Below are 16,562 nucleotides of genomic sequence, written 5' to 3' on the forward strand. Positions count from 1 at the left end.
CAATGTTGGGAGTTTGCCGATGAAAGCCGTCGTCTTCGAGAAATTCGGTCAGGCGCCGACGATCCAGACCGTTCCCGACCCGAAGCCGGCCGCCGACGGCGTCATCATCAAGGTCGAGGCTACAGGCCTTTGCCGCAGCGACTGGCATGGCTGGATGGGCCATGACGACGGCATCACGCTGCCGCATGTTCCTGGACATGAGCTGGCCGGCGTCGTCGTCGCCGCCGGCAAACAGGTCAGCCGCTGGAAGGCAGGTGATCGCGTCACGGTTCCCTTCGCGGTCGGCTGCGGCCGCTGCTTCGAATGCACCTCCGGCAACCATCAGGTCTGCGAACACCAGACGCAGCCTGGTTTCACCGGCTGGGGTTCGTTCGCCGAATATGTCGGCATCGAGCATGCCGACACCAATCTCGTGCGCCTGCCCGAAGAGATGGAATACGCCACCGCGGCAAGCCTCGGCTGCCGCTTCGTCACCTCGTTTCGCGCCATCGTCGACCAGGGCCGGGTGACGCCCGGCGAATGGGTGGCGGTGCATGGCTGCGGCGGCGTCGGCCTGTCGGCGATCATGATCGCCAGCGCCATGGGCGCCAATGTCATCGCCATCGACCTGACGGATGAGAAATTGGAATTCGCCAAGAAGATCGGCGCGGTGGCGACGATCAACGCCTCGACGACGCCAAACGTCGTCAAGGCCGTCAAGCAGATCACCAATGGCGGGGCGCATATGTCGATGGACGCGCTCGGACACCCGACCACCTCCTTCAACTCGATCGCCAATCTGCGCCGGCGCGGCCGCCATGTTCAGGTCGGCCTGATGCTGGGCGAGCACGCACGCCCGCAGGTTCCGATGGACAAGGTGATCGCCTTCGAGCTCGAAATCCTCGGCAGCCACGGCATGCAGGCCTACCGCTACAACGCGATGATGGAGATGATCCGCACCGGCAAGCTGAAGCCCGAATTGCTGGTCGGGAAGAAGATCAGCCTCGAGGAAGCGCCCGCTGCGCTGATGGCGATGGGCGGCTTCGAGGGGATTGGCATCGGGGTGGTGACGAAGTTCTGAGCAATTCCAGGAAAAGTGTGAAACGGTTTTCCGTCCGAAATTGCGTCAAAACAAATCAGTAGGGTTCCTACTTCGCGAATTTCTTCGCCCCGAACACGCAGGCCACGACCCCGAGCGTCACGACCACCATCATCGGGCTGACCTGCTCGTGCAGCAGGCTCGCCGCAAGCGCCAGGCCGAAGAAGGGCTGCAGCAGCTGCAGTTGCCCGACGGCGGCGATGCCGCCTTGCGCCAGGCCGCGGTACCAGAAGATGAAGCCGATCAGCATGCTGAACAGCGAGACATAGGCGAGGCCGATCCACGCGCCCGAACCGATGGCCGCGAAGGATGGCGGCAGCGTCGCGAAGCTCAACGCCAGCATCACCGGCAGCGACAGCGCCAAGGCCCAGCAGATCACCTGCCAGCCGCCGAGCTTGCGCGACAGCTTGGCCCCCTCGGCGTAGCCCAGCCCGCAGACGATGATGGCGCCGAGCATCAGGCCGTCGCCAACCGGCGAGGCGGTCACGCCTTGCGCCAGGGCAAAGCCGGCGACCAAGGCGCTTCCCAGGCACGAGAACAGCCAGAAGGCCGGGCGCGGACGGTCGCCGCCGCGCAGCACGCCGAAGATCGCGGTCGCCAGCGGCAGCAGACCGACGAAGATGATGGAATGGGCCGAAGTGACATGTTTCAGCGCCAGCGCCGTCAGCAACGGGAAGCCGACCACGACACCCAGCGCAACGACGACGAGCGAGATCAGGTCGCTGCGCTCCGGACGCTTTTCGCGGAACAGCAGCAGCATCGTGATTCCGAGCAGACCGGCGATCGCCGCCCTGGCCGCTGTCAGGAAGGTCGGGTCGAAATCCATCACCGCCACCCGCGTCGCCGGCAGCGATCCGCTGAAGATCAGAACGCCGATGAAGCCGCTGAGCCAGCCGTCGAAACTCTTTTCCATGGACCTGCTCCGTTTGCGCTTCCGTACCGGCGCAGGCCATGGTGTTGCCAGATACAATGAGATACAATTCTACAAAACTGTAATGGTCCGCAGGGAAGTACAGATGGACGCACCAGGCTCAAATGCCAGTGTCGCCACCCTCGTCGAAACCGTCATGGCGGCTATCCGCCAGCGGATCGCGGCGCGCACGCTGACGCCCGGAGCCCGCCTGCCGTCGATACGGGCCATGGCCAAATCCATGCAGGTTTCGAAATCGACCGTCGTCGAGGCCTATGAGCGCCTCGCGGCGGAGGGCACGATCCGTTCGCGCCCGGGCTCGGGTTTCTACGCCGCCGGCCAGCTTGCACCGTTATCGCTGGCCGAGATCGGCCCTCGGCTCGATCGCGCCGTCGACCCGCTCTGGGTGTCGCGGCAATCGCTCGAAGCGGGCGAGGAGATGCTGAAGCCCGGCTGCGGCTGGCTGCCCGCCTCCTGGATGCCGCAGGCCGCCTTGCGGCGGGCGCTACGAAGCGCCGCCCGCGCTGACGACGTGGTGCTTGCCGATTACGGCACGCCGCTTGGCCTGCCGCCGCTGCGCCAGTTGCTGGCAAGGCGCATGGCCGAGCATGGCGTCGAGGTCTCGCCGGACCAGATCATGCTGACCGATTGCGGCACCCAGGCGATCGACCTTCTGTGCCGTTTCCTGCTCGAGCCGGGCGATGCGGTGCTGGTCGACGATCCCTGCTACTTCAACTTCCATGCGCTGCTGCGCGCGCATCAAGCCAAGGTGGTCGGCGTCCCCTACACGCCTTCGGGGCCGGACATCGAGCTCTTCGCCGAGGCGCTCGCCGAGCACCGCCCGCGCCTCTACATCACCAATTCCGGTATCCACAACCCGACAGGCGCGATCCTGTCGCCGGTCACCGCGCATCGGCTGCTGAAGCTCGCCGACCAGGCGGACCTCACCATCGTCGAGGACGATATCTTCGCCGACTTCGAACACAGCCCTGCCCCAAGGCTCGCGGCCTTCGACGGGCTGCAGCGCGTCGTCCAGATCGGCTCCTTCTCCAAGACGCTGTCGGCCTCGGTGCGCTGCGGTTTCATCGCGGCGCCACTCGACTGGATGGAAGGCCTGACCGATCTCAAGATCGCCACGACATTCGGCGGCGCGCGGCTCTCCGCCGAACTGGTGCTGACCCTGTTGAAGGACGGCAGCTACCGCAAGCATGTCGAGCAGTTGCGCACGCGCCTGTCGCGCGCCATGGCCGAGACCGCCGGCAGGCTGAAGGCGATGGGCATCGCGCCCTGGATCGACCAGCCTGCCGGCATGTTCCTCTGGTGCCGCCTGCCCGACGGCATCGACGCCGCCGATGTCGCCCGCCACGCGCTTTCGGACGATGTCGTGCTAGCGCCCGGCAATGCCTTCAGCCTGTCGCATACCGCCGGCCGCTTCATGCGCTTCAACGTCGCCCAGTGCGGCGACGAGCGTATTTTCACCGTTCTGGAAAGAGCGGTCATGGCATCTCGCCGCAAGGCGGCGTAGGCGCTACCGTCGGTTGCCCTAGCAGTCTTTGGCTGGTAGTGAAGCCGCGAACATGCATGCCAGCGGGCATGCGCATCGTCATCGGGACCGACAGCCATGGGATCCAGCAAGTCAGCAGACAAGTAAGCCGCAACAGCTTTTCGTTGTTGCGGCAGTCTGTCCCGTCATTCCCGTGAGCAATTCCAGGAAACGTGTAAAACGGTTAGGCTCGGCGCTTCGCCGTAGCCTCCCGTCCGGAATTGCGTCAGAAAAGACTCAAGGCAGATCGCCGCCGAATGTCACCATTTGAGCGGAACTCTCCTCATGTCTTCTCCGAACCAGCCGACATGGACCTTGTCCATGCCAGCAGCCTTGCTGCTTTTGTCTCCCTTCGACGTCCTGGCCTCCCTCGCCATGGATATCTACTTGCCCGTGGTGCCGATCATGCCGGGCGCGCTCGGCACCTCGCCGGCCGTGGTGCAGCTGACGCTCAGTCTCTACATGATCTGCCTGGGGCTCGGCCAACTTGCCTTCGGCCCAATCTCCGACAGGATCGGCCGGCGCCCGGTACTGATCGGCGGCGCGCTGGCGTTCATGGCTGCCTCCTTCCTGCTCGCCGCCACGTCGCTTGCACCGGTCTTCCTTGCCCTGCGCATCGCGCAGGCCGTGGGCGCCTCGGCCATGCTCGTCGCTGTCTTCGCCACCGTCCGGGACGTCTATGCGCAAAGGCCGGAAGGCGCCGTCATCTACGCCACGCTCGGCTCGCTGCTCTCCTTCGTGCCGGCGCTGGGGCCGATCGCCGGCGCTTTGATCGCCAACAGCTTCGGCTGGCGGACGATCTTCGTCGCGCTCGGCATTCTTGCCGCCGCCGCCACGCTCAACGCCTGGCCGAGATGGCGCGAAACGCGCCCGCTGATCGACGGCGCTGCCAGGGCTGGTTTCGCGCCGATCCTGCGCAGCTTCGCCTTCTGGACCTACACGCTGGCCTTCGCCACCGCCATGGGCTCGTTCTTCGTGTTCTTTTCGACCGCGCCGAGAGTACTCATCGACAAGGCCGGCTTCTCGCAGCTCGGCTTCAGCCTCGCATTCGCCAGCGCGGCACTGGTGATGATCGTCGCCACACGCTTCGCCAGGAGCTTCGTCGCTCGCTGGGGCATCGAAGGCAGCGTCAGGCGCGGCATGGCGATGCTGCTCCTGGGCGCGGGGTTGCTGGCCATGGGCCAGTCATTGGCCGAGCCGTCCTTCGTGAGCTTCGTCATGCCGATGTGGATCATCGCCATCGGCATCGTCCTGACTGCGTCGGTCACCGCCAACGGCGCGCTGGCGCCGTTCGGCGAGGCAGCAGGGACGGCGGTCGCGCTTTATTTCTGCGCGCAGAGCGTGATCGTCGCGACGGCGGGAACACTGTTCATCTTCTTGTTGGGTGGCGATACGGCATGGCCGCTGGCGGGCTATTGCTCGCTCATGGGCGGGATCACGCTGACCGCGCTTGGTATCCTGAAGAAACGAGCGAACGCGGCCTGACGCATGACAGGCGGAGAGGCCTCGCTCGGTGAGGCTTCTCTGCCCGGCTCGGCGTCGCCGAATGCCGTTGCAGCGCCTAACGGCACCGGTGCAGCTGGCAATTGACATGTTGTCATCGCGCAGGCATAGATAGACAGACCTGTCTCATCACTGATAGTGCCATGACCGAACCAACCAGGATCGATAAGCGCCAGCACATCGTGGAAACCGCCTATAGGTTGTTCAAGCGCGTAGGCTTCCACGCTACTGGCATCGACCGCATCATCGCCGAAGCCGACGTGGCCAAGATGACGATGTACCGGCACTTTCCCAGCAAGGACGATTTGATGGTCGAGGTCCTGGCCTACCGGGCCGCGCGCTTCGACCGCCAGCTGGATCGTCTCGCCGAACAGGCGGCAACGCCGGCGCAGAAGATAGGCACGATATTCGACTGGTACGGTCGCTGGTTCGAAAGCGCCGACTTTCACGGCTGTCTGTTCGCGCATGCCCTGGCGGAGTTCGGCGATCCGGCGCATCCGGTGTTCCAGGTCGCCGTCAGGCAAAAAAACGGCCTGAGGCAGCGCATGCGACTGATCCTCGAAGAGATGATGTCCGCCGACGACGCCGACAGCGTTTCCGCCATCCTGCTGATGCTGATCGAGGGGGCGACGCTAATGGCTCGGATGGGCCAGCCAGGCGCCGCCATTCGCGATGCCCGCAACGCGGCCATGGCCATTCTTGCCGCGCCGGAGAAACGGCAATGAGCGCGACCATCATAGGTCTGGCGCTGTTCGCCGCGATCCTGCACGCCGGCTGGAACGCCTTTCTGCGAACCGGCAGCGACAGGCTTTGGACCGTCACTGTCATGAGCTTTTCGGCGACGATCGTCGCCATTCCGCTGGCGATCTTCCATCCGCTGCCGGTGGCGTCGGCCTGGCCCTACATCTTGCTCTCAGCCTGCCTTCAGGTTGGCTACAGCCTCTTTCTGGTGGCAGCCTACCGTTATGGTGAATTGGGCCAGGTCTACCCGATCGTCCGCGGCTCCGTGCCGCTCCTGGTGGCGCTCGGCGGTTTCGTTCTGGCGGGCGAGCGCTTGAGCACTCACCAGACCCTCGGCGTCGTTCTTGCCGCGCTCGGCATCATGAGCCTTTCGCTTGGCAAGGGACGCGCGGCGACGACATCGATCCTTTATGCGCTCGTTACCGGCGCAATCATCGCCGCCTATGCGACGGTCGATGCCATCGGCGTGCGATCGGCGGGAAGCTCAGGCGCCTACACGGCATGGGTTCTGCTGATCTACGGCGCGCTGCTGCCGGTCACTTTTATCGTCTGCCGCGGCAAGCTCACCGTTGATTTTCGTTCGCCCGACGCACTGAAGGCGCTTGGCGGCGGGATTTTCGCCCTGATTGCATATGGCGCCGTGGTGGCGGCCTTCGCGCTCGGGCCGGCCGGCCCGATCACGGCAATCCGCGAGACGAGCGTGGTTTTCGCGGCGCTGATCGGACGCCTGTTCCTTGGAGAGACGCTGACTCCGAAGCGCATTGCGGCCTGCGGCGTTGTCGCGCTGGGCGCGATCTGCCTCGGCTATCAAGGGTGACTACGGCCGAGAGGCTGTTTCGAAATTCGCTCTGGCGAGTCATATGGGGGCGATTTCGAGAACCGGAGCGGAGCGGACTCTGCGTCCGTGAGCACCGGAAGCGCAGAAAGCGCCACCAGATGGCCGCCAGAGTAGAATTTCCAAACAGCCTCTAAGCCCCTGCCCGCTTGCGGCGCTCATACATCATCACCAGCGTTTCGGCGGTCAGCGCCGGCTTCTGCTCGCCCTCGATCTCGACGGTGTTGGCGGCCTTCATCAGATACTGGCCGGGACCGCGGTCCTCCATGGAAAGCAGCGTGGTGCGCAGCCTGATGCGCGCGCCAGCCTTGACCGGCGCCAGGAAGCGCACCTTGTCGAAGCCGTAGTTGAAGGCGGCCTGGGTGTTTTCCGGCACGATGCCCATCTCCAGCGCCAGCGCGCCGATGATCGACAAGGTCAGGTAGCCATGCGCGATCGTGGTGCGGAACGGGCTCTGCCTTTTCGCCCGTTCGGGATCGACATGGATCCACTGGTGGTCGCCCGTGCATTCGGCGAACTGGTCGATGCGCTGCTGGTCGACCGTCGTCCAGTCGGACACGCCGAGCTCCTGCCCGGACATCGTGCGCAACTGTTCGAAGGTCGGCGGCGTTCTCGGCCGTGTTTCCGTCATTCCGGCTTTCCCATCACTCTTGCCTGTCTCCCGACCATGAAGCGGCGGCCTCTGTCAATTCGCCGCTCCGCGATTTTCGCCGGTAGAGTTGATGCTTTTGCGGCAGGCCGAGAACGCTCGGACGCCTTAGCCGGTTGCATCGCATGTCGATCGATGATGGGTCCGAAACGCCGGACAGCCTATTTCTTTTCGTATCCGGCGCGGATCTCCGACATCGCATCCCTGATCCGGTCGCGCAGGATTTCCACCGATTCGGTGCTGGATTTCCGCACCAGGTCAGCCACTTCGCTGGCATTCTTCAGCGTCGTCTCGAACGACCTGCGAGCGAATTCCGCCTGCTTGCTCATCAGCTCCTGCGGATTGCCGGGCGTCTGGTAGTTGTGCGCCATCCGCGTGATCTCATGCATGGCATTCTGCACCATCTCATGCTGCCTCGCCAGCACCGAGGATGCGCCTGACGCGCCTGCCCTCGCCGACTTTTCCAGCGCTTCGAGGTTCTTGCGGTGGTGATCGAGGATCGCCTGGACATCGACATTCGGCAGCTTGAGGTCGCGGCCGAACCTGCTGAACATGTCGAGGAACGAGTCGGTATCCGGTTGTTTTGCCATGCTGTGCCTCCCTTTTGCCGCCTCTGCAGCGCCCTCGAAGGAGAATAGTGCGCCTTGGGCGCGCGTCAATTGACCAGAAACAGCCGCTCCGCCGTGTAGAGCGCCAGGCCGGCAAGCCCACCGATGATCATGCCGTTGAAACGGATATATTGCAGGTCCTTGCCGATGTTCATTTCGATGAGCCGCGTCAGCTGCGCCAGATCCCAGCGCTTCACCTGGTCGGCGATGAATGTCGACACCCCGCTTTTCTGGCTTTCCACGAACGAGGCCAGCGCCACGACAAAACCCTGGTTCATGTCGGCCCTGATCTGCGCGTCGTCGGCCAGATGCCTGCCGACCTCGACGAACATGCTGGCGAGGTGCTCGCGTATCGTCGAATTCAGCGCATTGGCGTCCTGCTCGATGAACAGGCGCAGGCTCGTCCAGGCATCGCCGGCCAGTACCCTCACCTCCGGACGGCCGAGGAAATCGCGCTTCAGCTTCTCGGCGCGCCTTGCATATTGCTTCGAGATCCTGAGCCGCTCGATGAAGCCGAGCGCGAAACGGTCGAATTCGGCGCGCATCGGATGGTCGGGATCGGCCCGCACCTCATCGAGCAGCGAACCTGCCGAAGCGACGATCTTCTTCAAGAGATAGGCATCGGCGCGAAACAGGTTGAACAGCGACGGCAGTTCCTCGCGGATCTTTTCGCGCATCGTCTCAAGCGCCTGTTCGTCGTTGAGGAAACGCCCGATCACCCTGGTGAACTCGTCGAACAGCTTCTGGTGGCGGCGGTCGTCGGTCAGCGCCGACAAGAGATCCGCCGCGAGCGGCGCCAGCGGCACCTTTTCGATCTGCTCCAGCATGCGGCTGGTGACGAAATCGCGCAGGCCGGACTGCTCCACCGCCGTCAATGTCTGCGGCACCAGCCGCGCGACGAATCGCGACAGGCCGGCGGCACGCTCGGCATCGGCCAGCCAGTCGGCGACCAGAGCGGCGAAGTCTACCTCGGCGAGCTTTTTTCGCACCGGCTCCGGCGCCAGGAAATTGGCCTCGATGAAGCGGCCGAGATTGTCGGCGATACGGTGCTGGTTCTCCGGAATGATTGCCGTGTGCGGGATCGGCAGCCCGAGCGGCCGCCTGAACAGCGCCACCACCGCATACCAGTCGGCGATGCCGCCTATGGTCGCCGCCTCGGCGAAGGCGGCGACGAAACCGAGCCATGGATGTCTGCCCTGGAAGGACTTGGCGAGCGCAAAGACGAGGATGCAGAGCGCGAGCGCGGCGGCGGCAATGAATTTGGTCCGCCGCAATGCCGCAAGCTTCGCCTGCGCGTCGCCGTCGAATCGAACCGGCGCCAGGGCCGGAGCTGATTGTGACATGGAGAGGCCGTTTCCTGTTTGCACCCGCATCTATCTAGTGGCTGCGCCATCAAAACGCTCGCTCGAAGCTTGTGAGGCGTACCGCGCCGTCAGATGTGCCGCATGCACAAAAAGTTGACACGATTATTCAGCTATGTATCGGTCCAGTCTGGAATTGTTCCAAACTATGGGCCATATTCGGCCCAAGCTAATATTTCGCGAGGATACCATGCGGCTCACGCGCCAGACCAACTACGCGATGCGCATCCTGATGTATTGCGCCGCGAATACCGACAGGCTGAGCCGCATCCCCGAGATCGCCGCCGCCTATTCGGTGTCCGAATTGTTCCTGTTCAAGATCCTGCAGCCGCTGGTCGAGGCCGGTCTTGTCGAGACCGTCCGCGGCCGCAATGGCGGCGTGCGTCTCGGCCGTCCGGCCGAGCAGATCAATCTGTTCGATGTCGTGCGCGTCACCGAAGAGAGCTTTGCCATGGCCGAGTGCTTCGAGAACGACGCCGCCGAATGCCCGCTGGTCGACAGCTGCGCCCTGAATTCGGCGCTGCGCGAGGCGCTCAACGCCTTCTTCGCGGTGCTTTCCCGCTACACGATCGCCGATCTCGTCGCCGCGCGTCCGAATGTGCGCCATCTGCTCGGCATCGACCTTCTGGAGCGGCGCGCCCCGGCGGCTTGAGCTCGCCTTAGCGGCTTGATTCTCGAACGGCGCCGCCGCCCGCGATTTACTGGTGCGACGCCGCCCATGACTTCGTCATTCTGGGCGGCGTCCGCTTCGCTCCCGTTCCGCCCGTGGATGACGAAGGCGGGAAAGCCCTACGCAGCCGATTGGGGCAACACGAACGGCATATTTCCTGACGGCAGAGCCCCGACCTTCAGCCTGCAGTCGAACACCCTCTCGATCAGCTCGTCGTTCAGCACGTCCGCCGGGGGGCCGGCAGCGGCAAGCTCGCCGTCACGCAGCACGAAAATCCGGTCGGCATACATGGCCGTCAGATTGAGGTCGTGCAGGATCGCCACCACGCCGCCGCCGCGCCGGGCGAAATCGCGCGCGATGTTCATGATGATGAGCTGGTGCTTGACGTCGAGGCTGGAGACCGGCTCGTCGAGGAACAGATAACGCGGCCTGCCCTCGAGCACCGGCGCCCAGACCTGGCAGAGCACGCGGGCAAGCTGCACGCGCTGCTGCTCGCCGCCGGAAAGCTCCTGGTAGAAACGGCCGGCAAATCCGTCGAGATCGACGCGCGCCAGCGCCCGCTCGGGCAAACGCGCATCCTCGCCGGGCAGCACCCCGGAGCGCCCACCGATCAGGCCGAGGCGCACGATCTCGCGCACGGTGAAGGGAAAGGACAGCGCCGTCGATTGCGGCAGCACCGCGCGTAGCGTCGCCGCCTCCACCGGCTTCATGGCCGACAGGTCGCGGCCGTTGAGCATGACGGCGCCGGCATAGGCGAACTCGCCGGTCAGTGCCTTGAGCAGCGTCGTCTTGCCGGACCCGTTCGGTCCGACGATGGCCGAGACCTCGCCGGGCCGCGCCGCGAAATCGACATGCGAGACGATGCGCTTGCCGCCGATCGCCACCGAGATGTCGCGCGCTTCGATCATGGCAAACTCACAAATCGATGACGCCGCGCTTGCGCAGCAGTATCCACAGGAAGAACGGCGCGCCGGCGACCGCCGTGACGATGCCGATCGGCAGCTCGGCGGGAGCCACGATGGTGCGGGCGACCGAGTCGGCAAGCAAGAGCAACGAGGCGCCGAGCAAGGCCGAGGCCGGCAGCAAATAGCGGTTGTCCGGGCCGATCGCGAGCCGCAGCACATGCGGCACGACGATGCCGATGAAGCCGATGCCGCCACTGACCGCGACCGAGGCGCCGACCGCCGCCGACACGCCCACGATGGCGGTGTATTTAAGCCGCTGCACCGGAATGCCGAGATGGCCAGCCGTCGCTTCGCCCAACGCCAGCGCGTTGAGGCCGCGCGACAGGAACGGCATCGCCGACAGCGCCAGCACGATCACCGGCCCCACGGTGCCGATCTTCGGCCATGTCGCGCCGGCAAGCGAGCCGAGCTGCCAGAAAGTCAGGTCGCGCAGCTGCCGGTCGTCGGCCATGAAGATCAGGACGCCGGTCAACGCCATGGCAAGGGCGCTGATGGCGATGCCGGCAAGCAGCATCGTGGCGACCGACGTCCGTCCCTGGCGCGTGGCGATGGCGTAAAGCAGCAACGTCACCGAGAGGCCGCCGAAGAATGCCGCCAGCGGCAGCGCGAGCGTGCCCAATGCAAGCGTGACCGGCGCAAGCCATGTGGTGCCGAGCACGATGATCGCCACCGCGCCGAGGCTGGAGCCGGCCGAAACGCCGATCAGGCCGGGATCGGCAAGCGGATTGCGGAACAGCCCTTGCATCACCGCGCCGCAGACGGCGAGCGCTGCGCCGATCAGCACGCCGAGCAGCACGCGCGGCATGCGGATGTCACAGACGATCAGTTGGTCGCGCGCAGCCAGCGCCGCATCGGCCGGCATGGCGCCGGTGAACCAGTCGCGGACGACGCGGACGGCCGATGCGTCGGAAGCGCCCGCCGTCAGCGACAGGAATACGGAAGAGGCCAGCGCCACGCACAAGAGCACGATGACGAACCTTGCCCGCGCAGAGCGGTCGCCATCGGCTGCCATCGCCCGGCCCGGCGCGCCTGCTATCGACTGTTCGGCCATCGCCGCTCAGTCCACGACCTGGTTGCCATAGAGCTCGACCGCAAGGTCGTGGATGGCTTCGGCGGTGCGCGGGCCGAAGCCGAGCAGATAGCCGCCCCACATGCTGACCATCTTGCGGTTCGTGCCCGCCGGTGTCGAAGCCACGGCTGGGTTGGCAAACAGCTCCTCTTCCGAGATCGGCGGTCCGCCGCCCTTCATCGTCAGGATCACATCCGGCTTGGCGCTGACGATCGCCTCGTCCGTCATCCCCTTGTAGCCGGAGAAACCCTCGACCGCGTTGACCGCGCCGGCAAGCCTGATGATGCCGTCGGCCGCGGTGTCGCTGCCCGCGGCAAGGATCTTGCCGCCCTGCGTCGACAGCACGAACAGCACGCGCTTGCGCTCCTTGATCGCAGCCGTCTGCTTTTCCGCCGCTGTCAGCTTCGCGTCCGTCTCCGCCGCGAGCTTCTGCGCCTTGGCGTCGACACCCAGCGCCTTGCCGACGATACGGATCTTTTCGAGGATGCCCTCGTGGTTGTAGTGGTCCGGCACCTCGATGAAAGGCACGCTCGACTTCTTCAGCACGTCGACCGCTTCCTTCGGGCCACTGCCATGCAGCGCCAGGATTCCGCTCGGATTGACCGACAGGACGCCCTCGGGCGAGAGCCCGCGCATATAGCCGACATCGGGCAGCTTCGCCGCCGCCTCGGGATAGTTGCTGGTCGAATCGCGGGCCACGAGACGGCCTTCCTCGCCGAGCGCGTAGACGATCTCGGTGATCGAGCCGCCGATCGAGGCGATCCGCGAGGTGTCCGCAAAGACAGTGGTGCCTTCGGCCTTGGCCGGCTGCATGGCGACGGCGAGCAGGACGCCGAGCATCGGCGCGAGCGCCGTGCGGAAACTGGGAACAAAGCGCATTGGGTGCTACCTCATGCAGCGGTCGGATTGGGAATGCGGGGCAGGTTCTCGGCGAGAAACCGCCAGTCCTCGCGTTCGTTCTCGCCTTCGTGACGCTTGCCGAAAAACTGGATGATCATGCCGCCATTGGCGTCATAGGCCTCCAGAGAGGTGACATGGCCGTCCTTGGTCGGCTTGCGCACCGCCCAGACCTCGTGGATGTGGTCGGTCCTCAGATGCAGGTGGAAGGTCTCGTCGAGCACGTTGATCCACGGCCCCATCGGCTTGACCGATTTGATCGGGCCGGAATGGATCTGGATGCAGCCGCGGTTGCCCACGAAGCACATGATCGGCATCCCGCCCGCCGCCGCGTGGTGGAACATGGCGCTGACCGCGTCGTTGTCGAGCAACCAGGCATAGTCCTGTCCGACCATGCGTACCGCCTGGCGGCGGCTGAGCTTCAGCGTCTTCAGCATGCCGAAGAACTGATGCACGTCGGTGAGCCGGCTCCAGCGGTCGCGCAGATCGTCGGTCGAGGCGACCGATCCCTGCGCCTCATCCTCCCCTTCCGGCGCGCTTGGGAGGATCGCGACGGCCGGTTCCTGGTTCGACGATTCCAGGCTCGCCACCAGTTTCTGGTAGGCATAGAGATTGGATGCGGGCTTCAGATGCACCTTGTGCACCGCCTCGCCCGACGCATCGAAGAACTGCAGGCTGCGGCGGATTTCGCCGCCGTCGCGCTTCTCGACGGCAAAGCCATGTGCCCAGACTTTCGGGAAGATGCGCAGGTCGATGTTCTCGCCAAGCACCATGGCGTTGTGGTTGCCGGTGACGACCTTGTCGTAGACGCCGATCTTTTCATGCACGGCGCTTTCGTTGCGGGTCAGCGCCATCACCTCGCCGACCGCCTCGAGGCCGGTCAGCAGATCGTTGACGCGCGGCTCGACGCGGACAGCGCCGACGCCGCATTGCGCCGCGACCAGCTCCGCTTCCGAAATGCCAAGTTGCGCCGAGAGATCGCGTTCCCGTATTTTCGGATTGTCTTGCCTTGCCCGCCGGATTTCCTCCGGCGACGGCTTAACGCGCTGGTCCATGTCGTTCACCTGTATTGCCTGATGTTCGTCTATCGCCCGCCGATGGCGGTCACTTGTTGAGGATCAGCTTGCCCTGGCGGGTGATCTTCAGGCGGTAAAGCGCGCCGTGATGCTCGATGCCGATCTCGTGCTCGCCCTGGAACAGCGTGTTGCTGGAGAGCGTCCTCACCGCCAGCGGCACCCTTTCGTAACGCATCTGCGTGTCCTCCGGGCGGCGGACGCGATAGCGGAAATCGTTGGGATTGTGCGTGTTCATCGGTTGGTCCCTTTCCTCTGCCGGCCACCGTGGCCGCAGCCCTCATAAAATGCCGATTAAATTCTTGACTCGAATAATCATGTTTACTAGTCAGTGCATTACCGGACTAAATGAGTCAACATTTAAGACGCCGGACGTGATCAAAAATGCGAGCGAGCCAATGGCCAGCCAGCTACGAGCCTGAAAATCTGGAGTTGGGGCATGGGGTTGGTGATTTGGGGACGGACGGGCCTGGCGGGCGACAGCACAGGCGCGGGCTTCCGCCCGTTGGCGCGGGCAGTGGCGATATTGATGACCGGTTCGGCGGCGATCGCGCTTGGCGCGCCCGCGGCCAAAGCGCAGCAGGCCACGCAGCCGGCGGCCAATCAGCAGCAGGCGGATCAGAAGAAGGCTGACGAGAAGGCCGCAGCCGAAGGAACTCTGCTCGACAAGATCCTCGTCATCAGCCGCACCGGCGAGACGGCGATCCAGTCGCTGGCCTCGGCCAGCCATGTCGACCAGGAACAGCTCGATCGCCGCATGGCGACGACGCCGAACGAGATGCTGCTCGGCGTGCCCGGCGTCACCGTGCAGGCCGACGCGCGCCGCGTCAGTTCCAGCATCAACATCCGCGGCCTGCAGGATTTCGGCCGCGTCGCGGTCATCGTCGACGGCGCCAGGCAGGACTTCCAGCGCTCGGACCACGGCACGCAGTCGACCTTCTATGTCGATCCCGAGCTGATCAAGTCGGTCGACGTCATCCGCGGCCCGACCGCCAACACCTACGGTTCCGGCGCCATCGGCGGCGTCGTCTTCTTCGACACCAAGGACGCCGCCGATTTCCTCAAGCCGGAAGAGACCTGGGCCGGCTCGCTGACCGGGCGTTATGAAAGCAACGGCAAGGGCTGGACCACCAGCGCCACCGGCGCCTACAAGATCAACGAGAACTGGGACGTTCTCGGCAACATCGTCTACCGCGACTATGGCGACTACAAGAACGGCGGCGGCGACACCGTTGCCGGCACCGGTTTCGATGTGCTGAGCGGCCTGCTCAAGACCACCATACGCCCGACCGAGAACAGCGAACTGAAGCTCGGCTGGGTCGGCTCGAGCGACGGCTGGACGGAAACCAGTGGCGGCGTGCCGGCCAACGACGTCGACCTGAAGTCGAACACCTTCACGGCTCGCTACAACATCACCGACGACGCCAAGAGCTGGCTCGACCTCCACATCAACGCCTCCTACAACAAGACCCTGCTCGACCTGACGACGCTTACCGCGCAGAACCGCTTCGACCCGGTCACCGGCCTGCCCGTGGTGCTGCCGGCCGGATCGCTGTCCACCTTCGATGTCGGCACGACCGGCATCGATATCTGGAACACATCGCGCTTCCAGACGGCGAGCGTCGCACACGAACTGACCTATGGCGGCGACTGGGTCGGCGACGATGTCGATACCGGCGGCACGGCCGGTGGCGACAGCTTCTACACGCCGTCGGGCAAACGCAACGTCTCCGGCGCCTACATCCAGGACAAGCTGACCTGGGAGTGGCTCGAGGTCATTGGCGGCCTGCGCTACGACAATTACAGCCTGAAGGACGACACGAACGAGACCTCCGGCGACAGGGTTTCGCCGCGCATCACCGTCGGCGTCTCGCCCTTCGAAAGCGCCGGTCTGGCCGGCCTGCAGTTCTACGGCACCTATGCGGAAGGCTATCGCTCGCCCTCGCTGACCGAGACGCTGATCAGCGGCAACCATCCGGCCGGCGTCAGCTTCCCGTTCCTGCCCAATCCGAACCTGAAACCCGAGACCGGCAAGACCGTCGAGTTCGGTGTCAACTACAAGCAGAACGACATCATCGAGGGCGGCGACGCATTCCGTTTGAAGGCAGCGTATTTCAACAACAATGTCGACGACTATATCGACGGCGTGACGCTCTCGCCCTTCGATCCGACCAGCGGCTGCCCGTTCGGCCCGGGCATTCCGATCTGCTTCCAGTACCAGAACTTCGCCAAGGCCAAGATCAACGGCTTCGAGCTGGAAAGCGTCTACGACGCCGGCTGGGGCTATGCCGGCTTGTCGGCCTCCATCATCAACGGCCACACCATCTCCTACGACGGGGAACGCGCCGACCTGGCCTCCGTCCCCTCCTCGCAGGTGACGGCCCAGCTTGGCCTGCGCTTCCTCGAGGATAAGCTGACCGTCGGCGGCGAGGTGCAGTACAACGGCAAGCCGAAGGGCAATCCGGTGGCCAAGGACTACACGCTGGTCAACGCCTTCGCCAGCTACCAGGCGACCGACAATCTCAAGCTCGACTTCCGCGCCGACAATTTGTTCGACGTCAAATACGCCAATCCGCTCAACGGAAGCACGACCGCCGTCCTCTACGAACCCGGCGTCACGCTGAAGCTGGCGGCAACCATGCGCTTTGGGGGTTGAGAGA

Annotated in this window: 16 protein-coding genes; 7 read left to right on the forward strand and 9 right to left on the reverse strand. The window is 64.7% G+C overall.

Annotated features, from left to right (window positions below):
• Positions 1 to 19: 19 nt before the first annotated feature.
• On the forward strand, positions 20 to 1,060 hold the full coding sequence (locus LB572_RS08965; RefSeq protein ID WP_140808245.1) for a zinc-dependent alcohol dehydrogenase family protein: 1,041 nt from the start codon (positions 20 to 22) through the stop codon (positions 1,058 to 1,060).
• Positions 1,061 to 1,127: 67 nt separating this feature from the next.
• Here LB572_RS08965 and LB572_RS08970 read toward each other — a convergent pair whose 3' ends face one another.
• Positions 1,128 to 1,991, reverse strand: coding sequence for a DMT family transporter (locus tag LB572_RS08970; RefSeq protein ID WP_224667477.1), 864 nt, complete (start codon positions 1,989 to 1,991; stop codon positions 1,128 to 1,130).
• Between the two features lie 103 nt (positions 1,992 to 2,094).
• Here LB572_RS08970 and LB572_RS08975 point away from each other — a divergent pair, with 103 nt between their 5' ends.
• From LB572_RS08975 to LB572_RS08990, 4 genes are all read left to right on the forward strand, one after another.
• Positions 2,095 to 3,513, forward strand: a complete 1,419-nt coding sequence (locus tag LB572_RS08975) for a PLP-dependent aminotransferase family protein (RefSeq protein ID WP_224667478.1) — start codon at positions 2,095 to 2,097, stop codon at positions 3,511 to 3,513.
• A gap of 303 nt (positions 3,514 to 3,816) precedes the next feature.
• A complete protein-coding gene (cml, locus tag LB572_RS08980; protein ID WP_224667479.1) occupies positions 3,817 to 5,016 on the forward strand; it encodes a CmlA/FloR family chloramphenicol efflux MFS transporter in 1,200 nt (399 codons plus the stop codon).
• A 161-nt stretch (positions 5,017 to 5,177) separates the two neighbouring features.
• Entirely contained in the window at positions 5,178 to 5,759 is a 582-nt protein-coding gene (locus tag LB572_RS08985; protein ID WP_224667480.1) for a TetR/AcrR family transcriptional regulator, read from the forward strand.
• Complete coding sequence (locus tag LB572_RS08990; protein ID WP_224667481.1) at positions 5,756 to 6,592, forward strand: EamA family transporter; 837 nt, start codon at positions 5,756 to 5,758, stop codon at positions 6,590 to 6,592. Before LB572_RS08985 ends, LB572_RS08990 begins: the two co-directional genes overlap by 4 nt.
• Before the next feature lie 151 nt (positions 6,593 to 6,743).
• Here LB572_RS08990 and LB572_RS08995 read toward each other — a convergent pair whose 3' ends face one another.
• From LB572_RS08995 to LB572_RS09005, 3 genes are all read right to left on the reverse strand, one after another.
• Complete coding sequence (locus tag LB572_RS08995) at positions 6,744 to 7,241, reverse strand: MaoC family dehydratase (RefSeq protein WP_095764985.1); 498 nt, start codon at positions 7,239 to 7,241, stop codon at positions 6,744 to 6,746.
• A 179-nt stretch (positions 7,242 to 7,420) separates the two neighbouring features.
• Positions 7,421 to 7,849 carry a phasin family protein gene (locus LB572_RS09000; RefSeq protein ID WP_224667482.1) on the reverse strand — a complete coding sequence of 143 codons (429 nt, stop codon included), beginning with the start codon at positions 7,847 to 7,849 and terminating at the stop codon, positions 7,421 to 7,423.
• Positions 7,850 to 7,914: 65 nt separating this feature from the next.
• Positions 7,915 to 9,210: a DUF445 domain-containing protein gene (locus LB572_RS09005; RefSeq protein WP_224667483.1), complete on the reverse strand. Its 1,296-nt coding sequence runs from the start codon at positions 9,208 to 9,210 to the stop codon at positions 7,915 to 7,917.
• Between the two features lie 208 nt (positions 9,211 to 9,418).
• Here LB572_RS09005 and rirA point away from each other — a divergent pair, with 208 nt between their 5' ends.
• Positions 9,419 to 9,880: an iron-responsive transcriptional regulator RirA gene (gene rirA / locus LB572_RS09010; RefSeq protein ID WP_140808259.1), complete on the forward strand. Its 462-nt coding sequence runs from the start codon at positions 9,419 to 9,421 to the stop codon at positions 9,878 to 9,880.
• Positions 9,881 to 10,017: 137 nt separating this feature from the next.
• On the opposite strand, the gene LB572_RS09015 is transcribed toward rirA, so the two are convergent.
• The 5 genes from LB572_RS09015 to hemP are packed head-to-tail and all read right to left on the reverse strand — an operon-like array spanning position 10,018 to position 14,140.
• Positions 10,018 to 10,806 (reverse strand): heme ABC transporter ATP-binding protein, encoded by a 789-nt coding sequence (locus LB572_RS09015; protein ID WP_224667484.1) that lies wholly within the window; start codon positions 10,804 to 10,806, stop codon positions 10,018 to 10,020.
• 7 nt (positions 10,807 to 10,813) lie between these two features.
• Positions 10,814 to 11,914 (reverse strand): FecCD family ABC transporter permease, encoded by a 1,101-nt coding sequence (locus LB572_RS09020; protein WP_224667485.1) that lies wholly within the window; start codon positions 11,912 to 11,914, stop codon positions 10,814 to 10,816.
• A gap of 6 nt (positions 11,915 to 11,920) precedes the next feature.
• Positions 11,921 to 12,811 carry a heme/hemin ABC transporter substrate-binding protein gene (locus tag LB572_RS09025; RefSeq protein WP_224667486.1) on the reverse strand — a complete coding sequence of 297 codons (891 nt, stop codon included), beginning with the start codon at positions 12,809 to 12,811 and terminating at the stop codon, positions 11,921 to 11,923.
• Between the two features lie 11 nt (positions 12,812 to 12,822).
• The gene (locus LB572_RS09030; RefSeq protein ID WP_224667487.1) at positions 12,823 to 13,884 is read right to left on the reverse strand and encodes a hemin-degrading factor; all 1,062 of its coding nucleotides are present in this window, start codon (positions 13,882 to 13,884) and stop codon (positions 12,823 to 12,825) included.
• A gap of 49 nt (positions 13,885 to 13,933) precedes the next feature.
• Entirely contained in the window at positions 13,934 to 14,140 is a 207-nt protein-coding gene (gene hemP, locus LB572_RS09035) for a hemin uptake protein HemP (protein ID WP_040981784.1), read from the reverse strand.
• A gap of 201 nt (positions 14,141 to 14,341) precedes the next feature.
• Between hemP and LB572_RS09040 the strand changes: the two genes are divergently transcribed.
• Complete coding sequence (locus tag LB572_RS09040) at positions 14,342 to 16,558, forward strand: TonB-dependent hemoglobin/transferrin/lactoferrin family receptor (RefSeq protein WP_412033546.1); 2,217 nt, start codon at positions 14,342 to 14,344, stop codon at positions 16,556 to 16,558.
• Positions 16,559 to 16,562 lie beyond the last annotated feature (4 nt).

Origin of the sequence: Mesorhizobium sp. BH1-1-5, from assembly GCF_020165615.1 — a bacterium.
Lineage (GTDB): Bacteria > Pseudomonadota > Alphaproteobacteria > Rhizobiales > Rhizobiaceae > Mesorhizobium.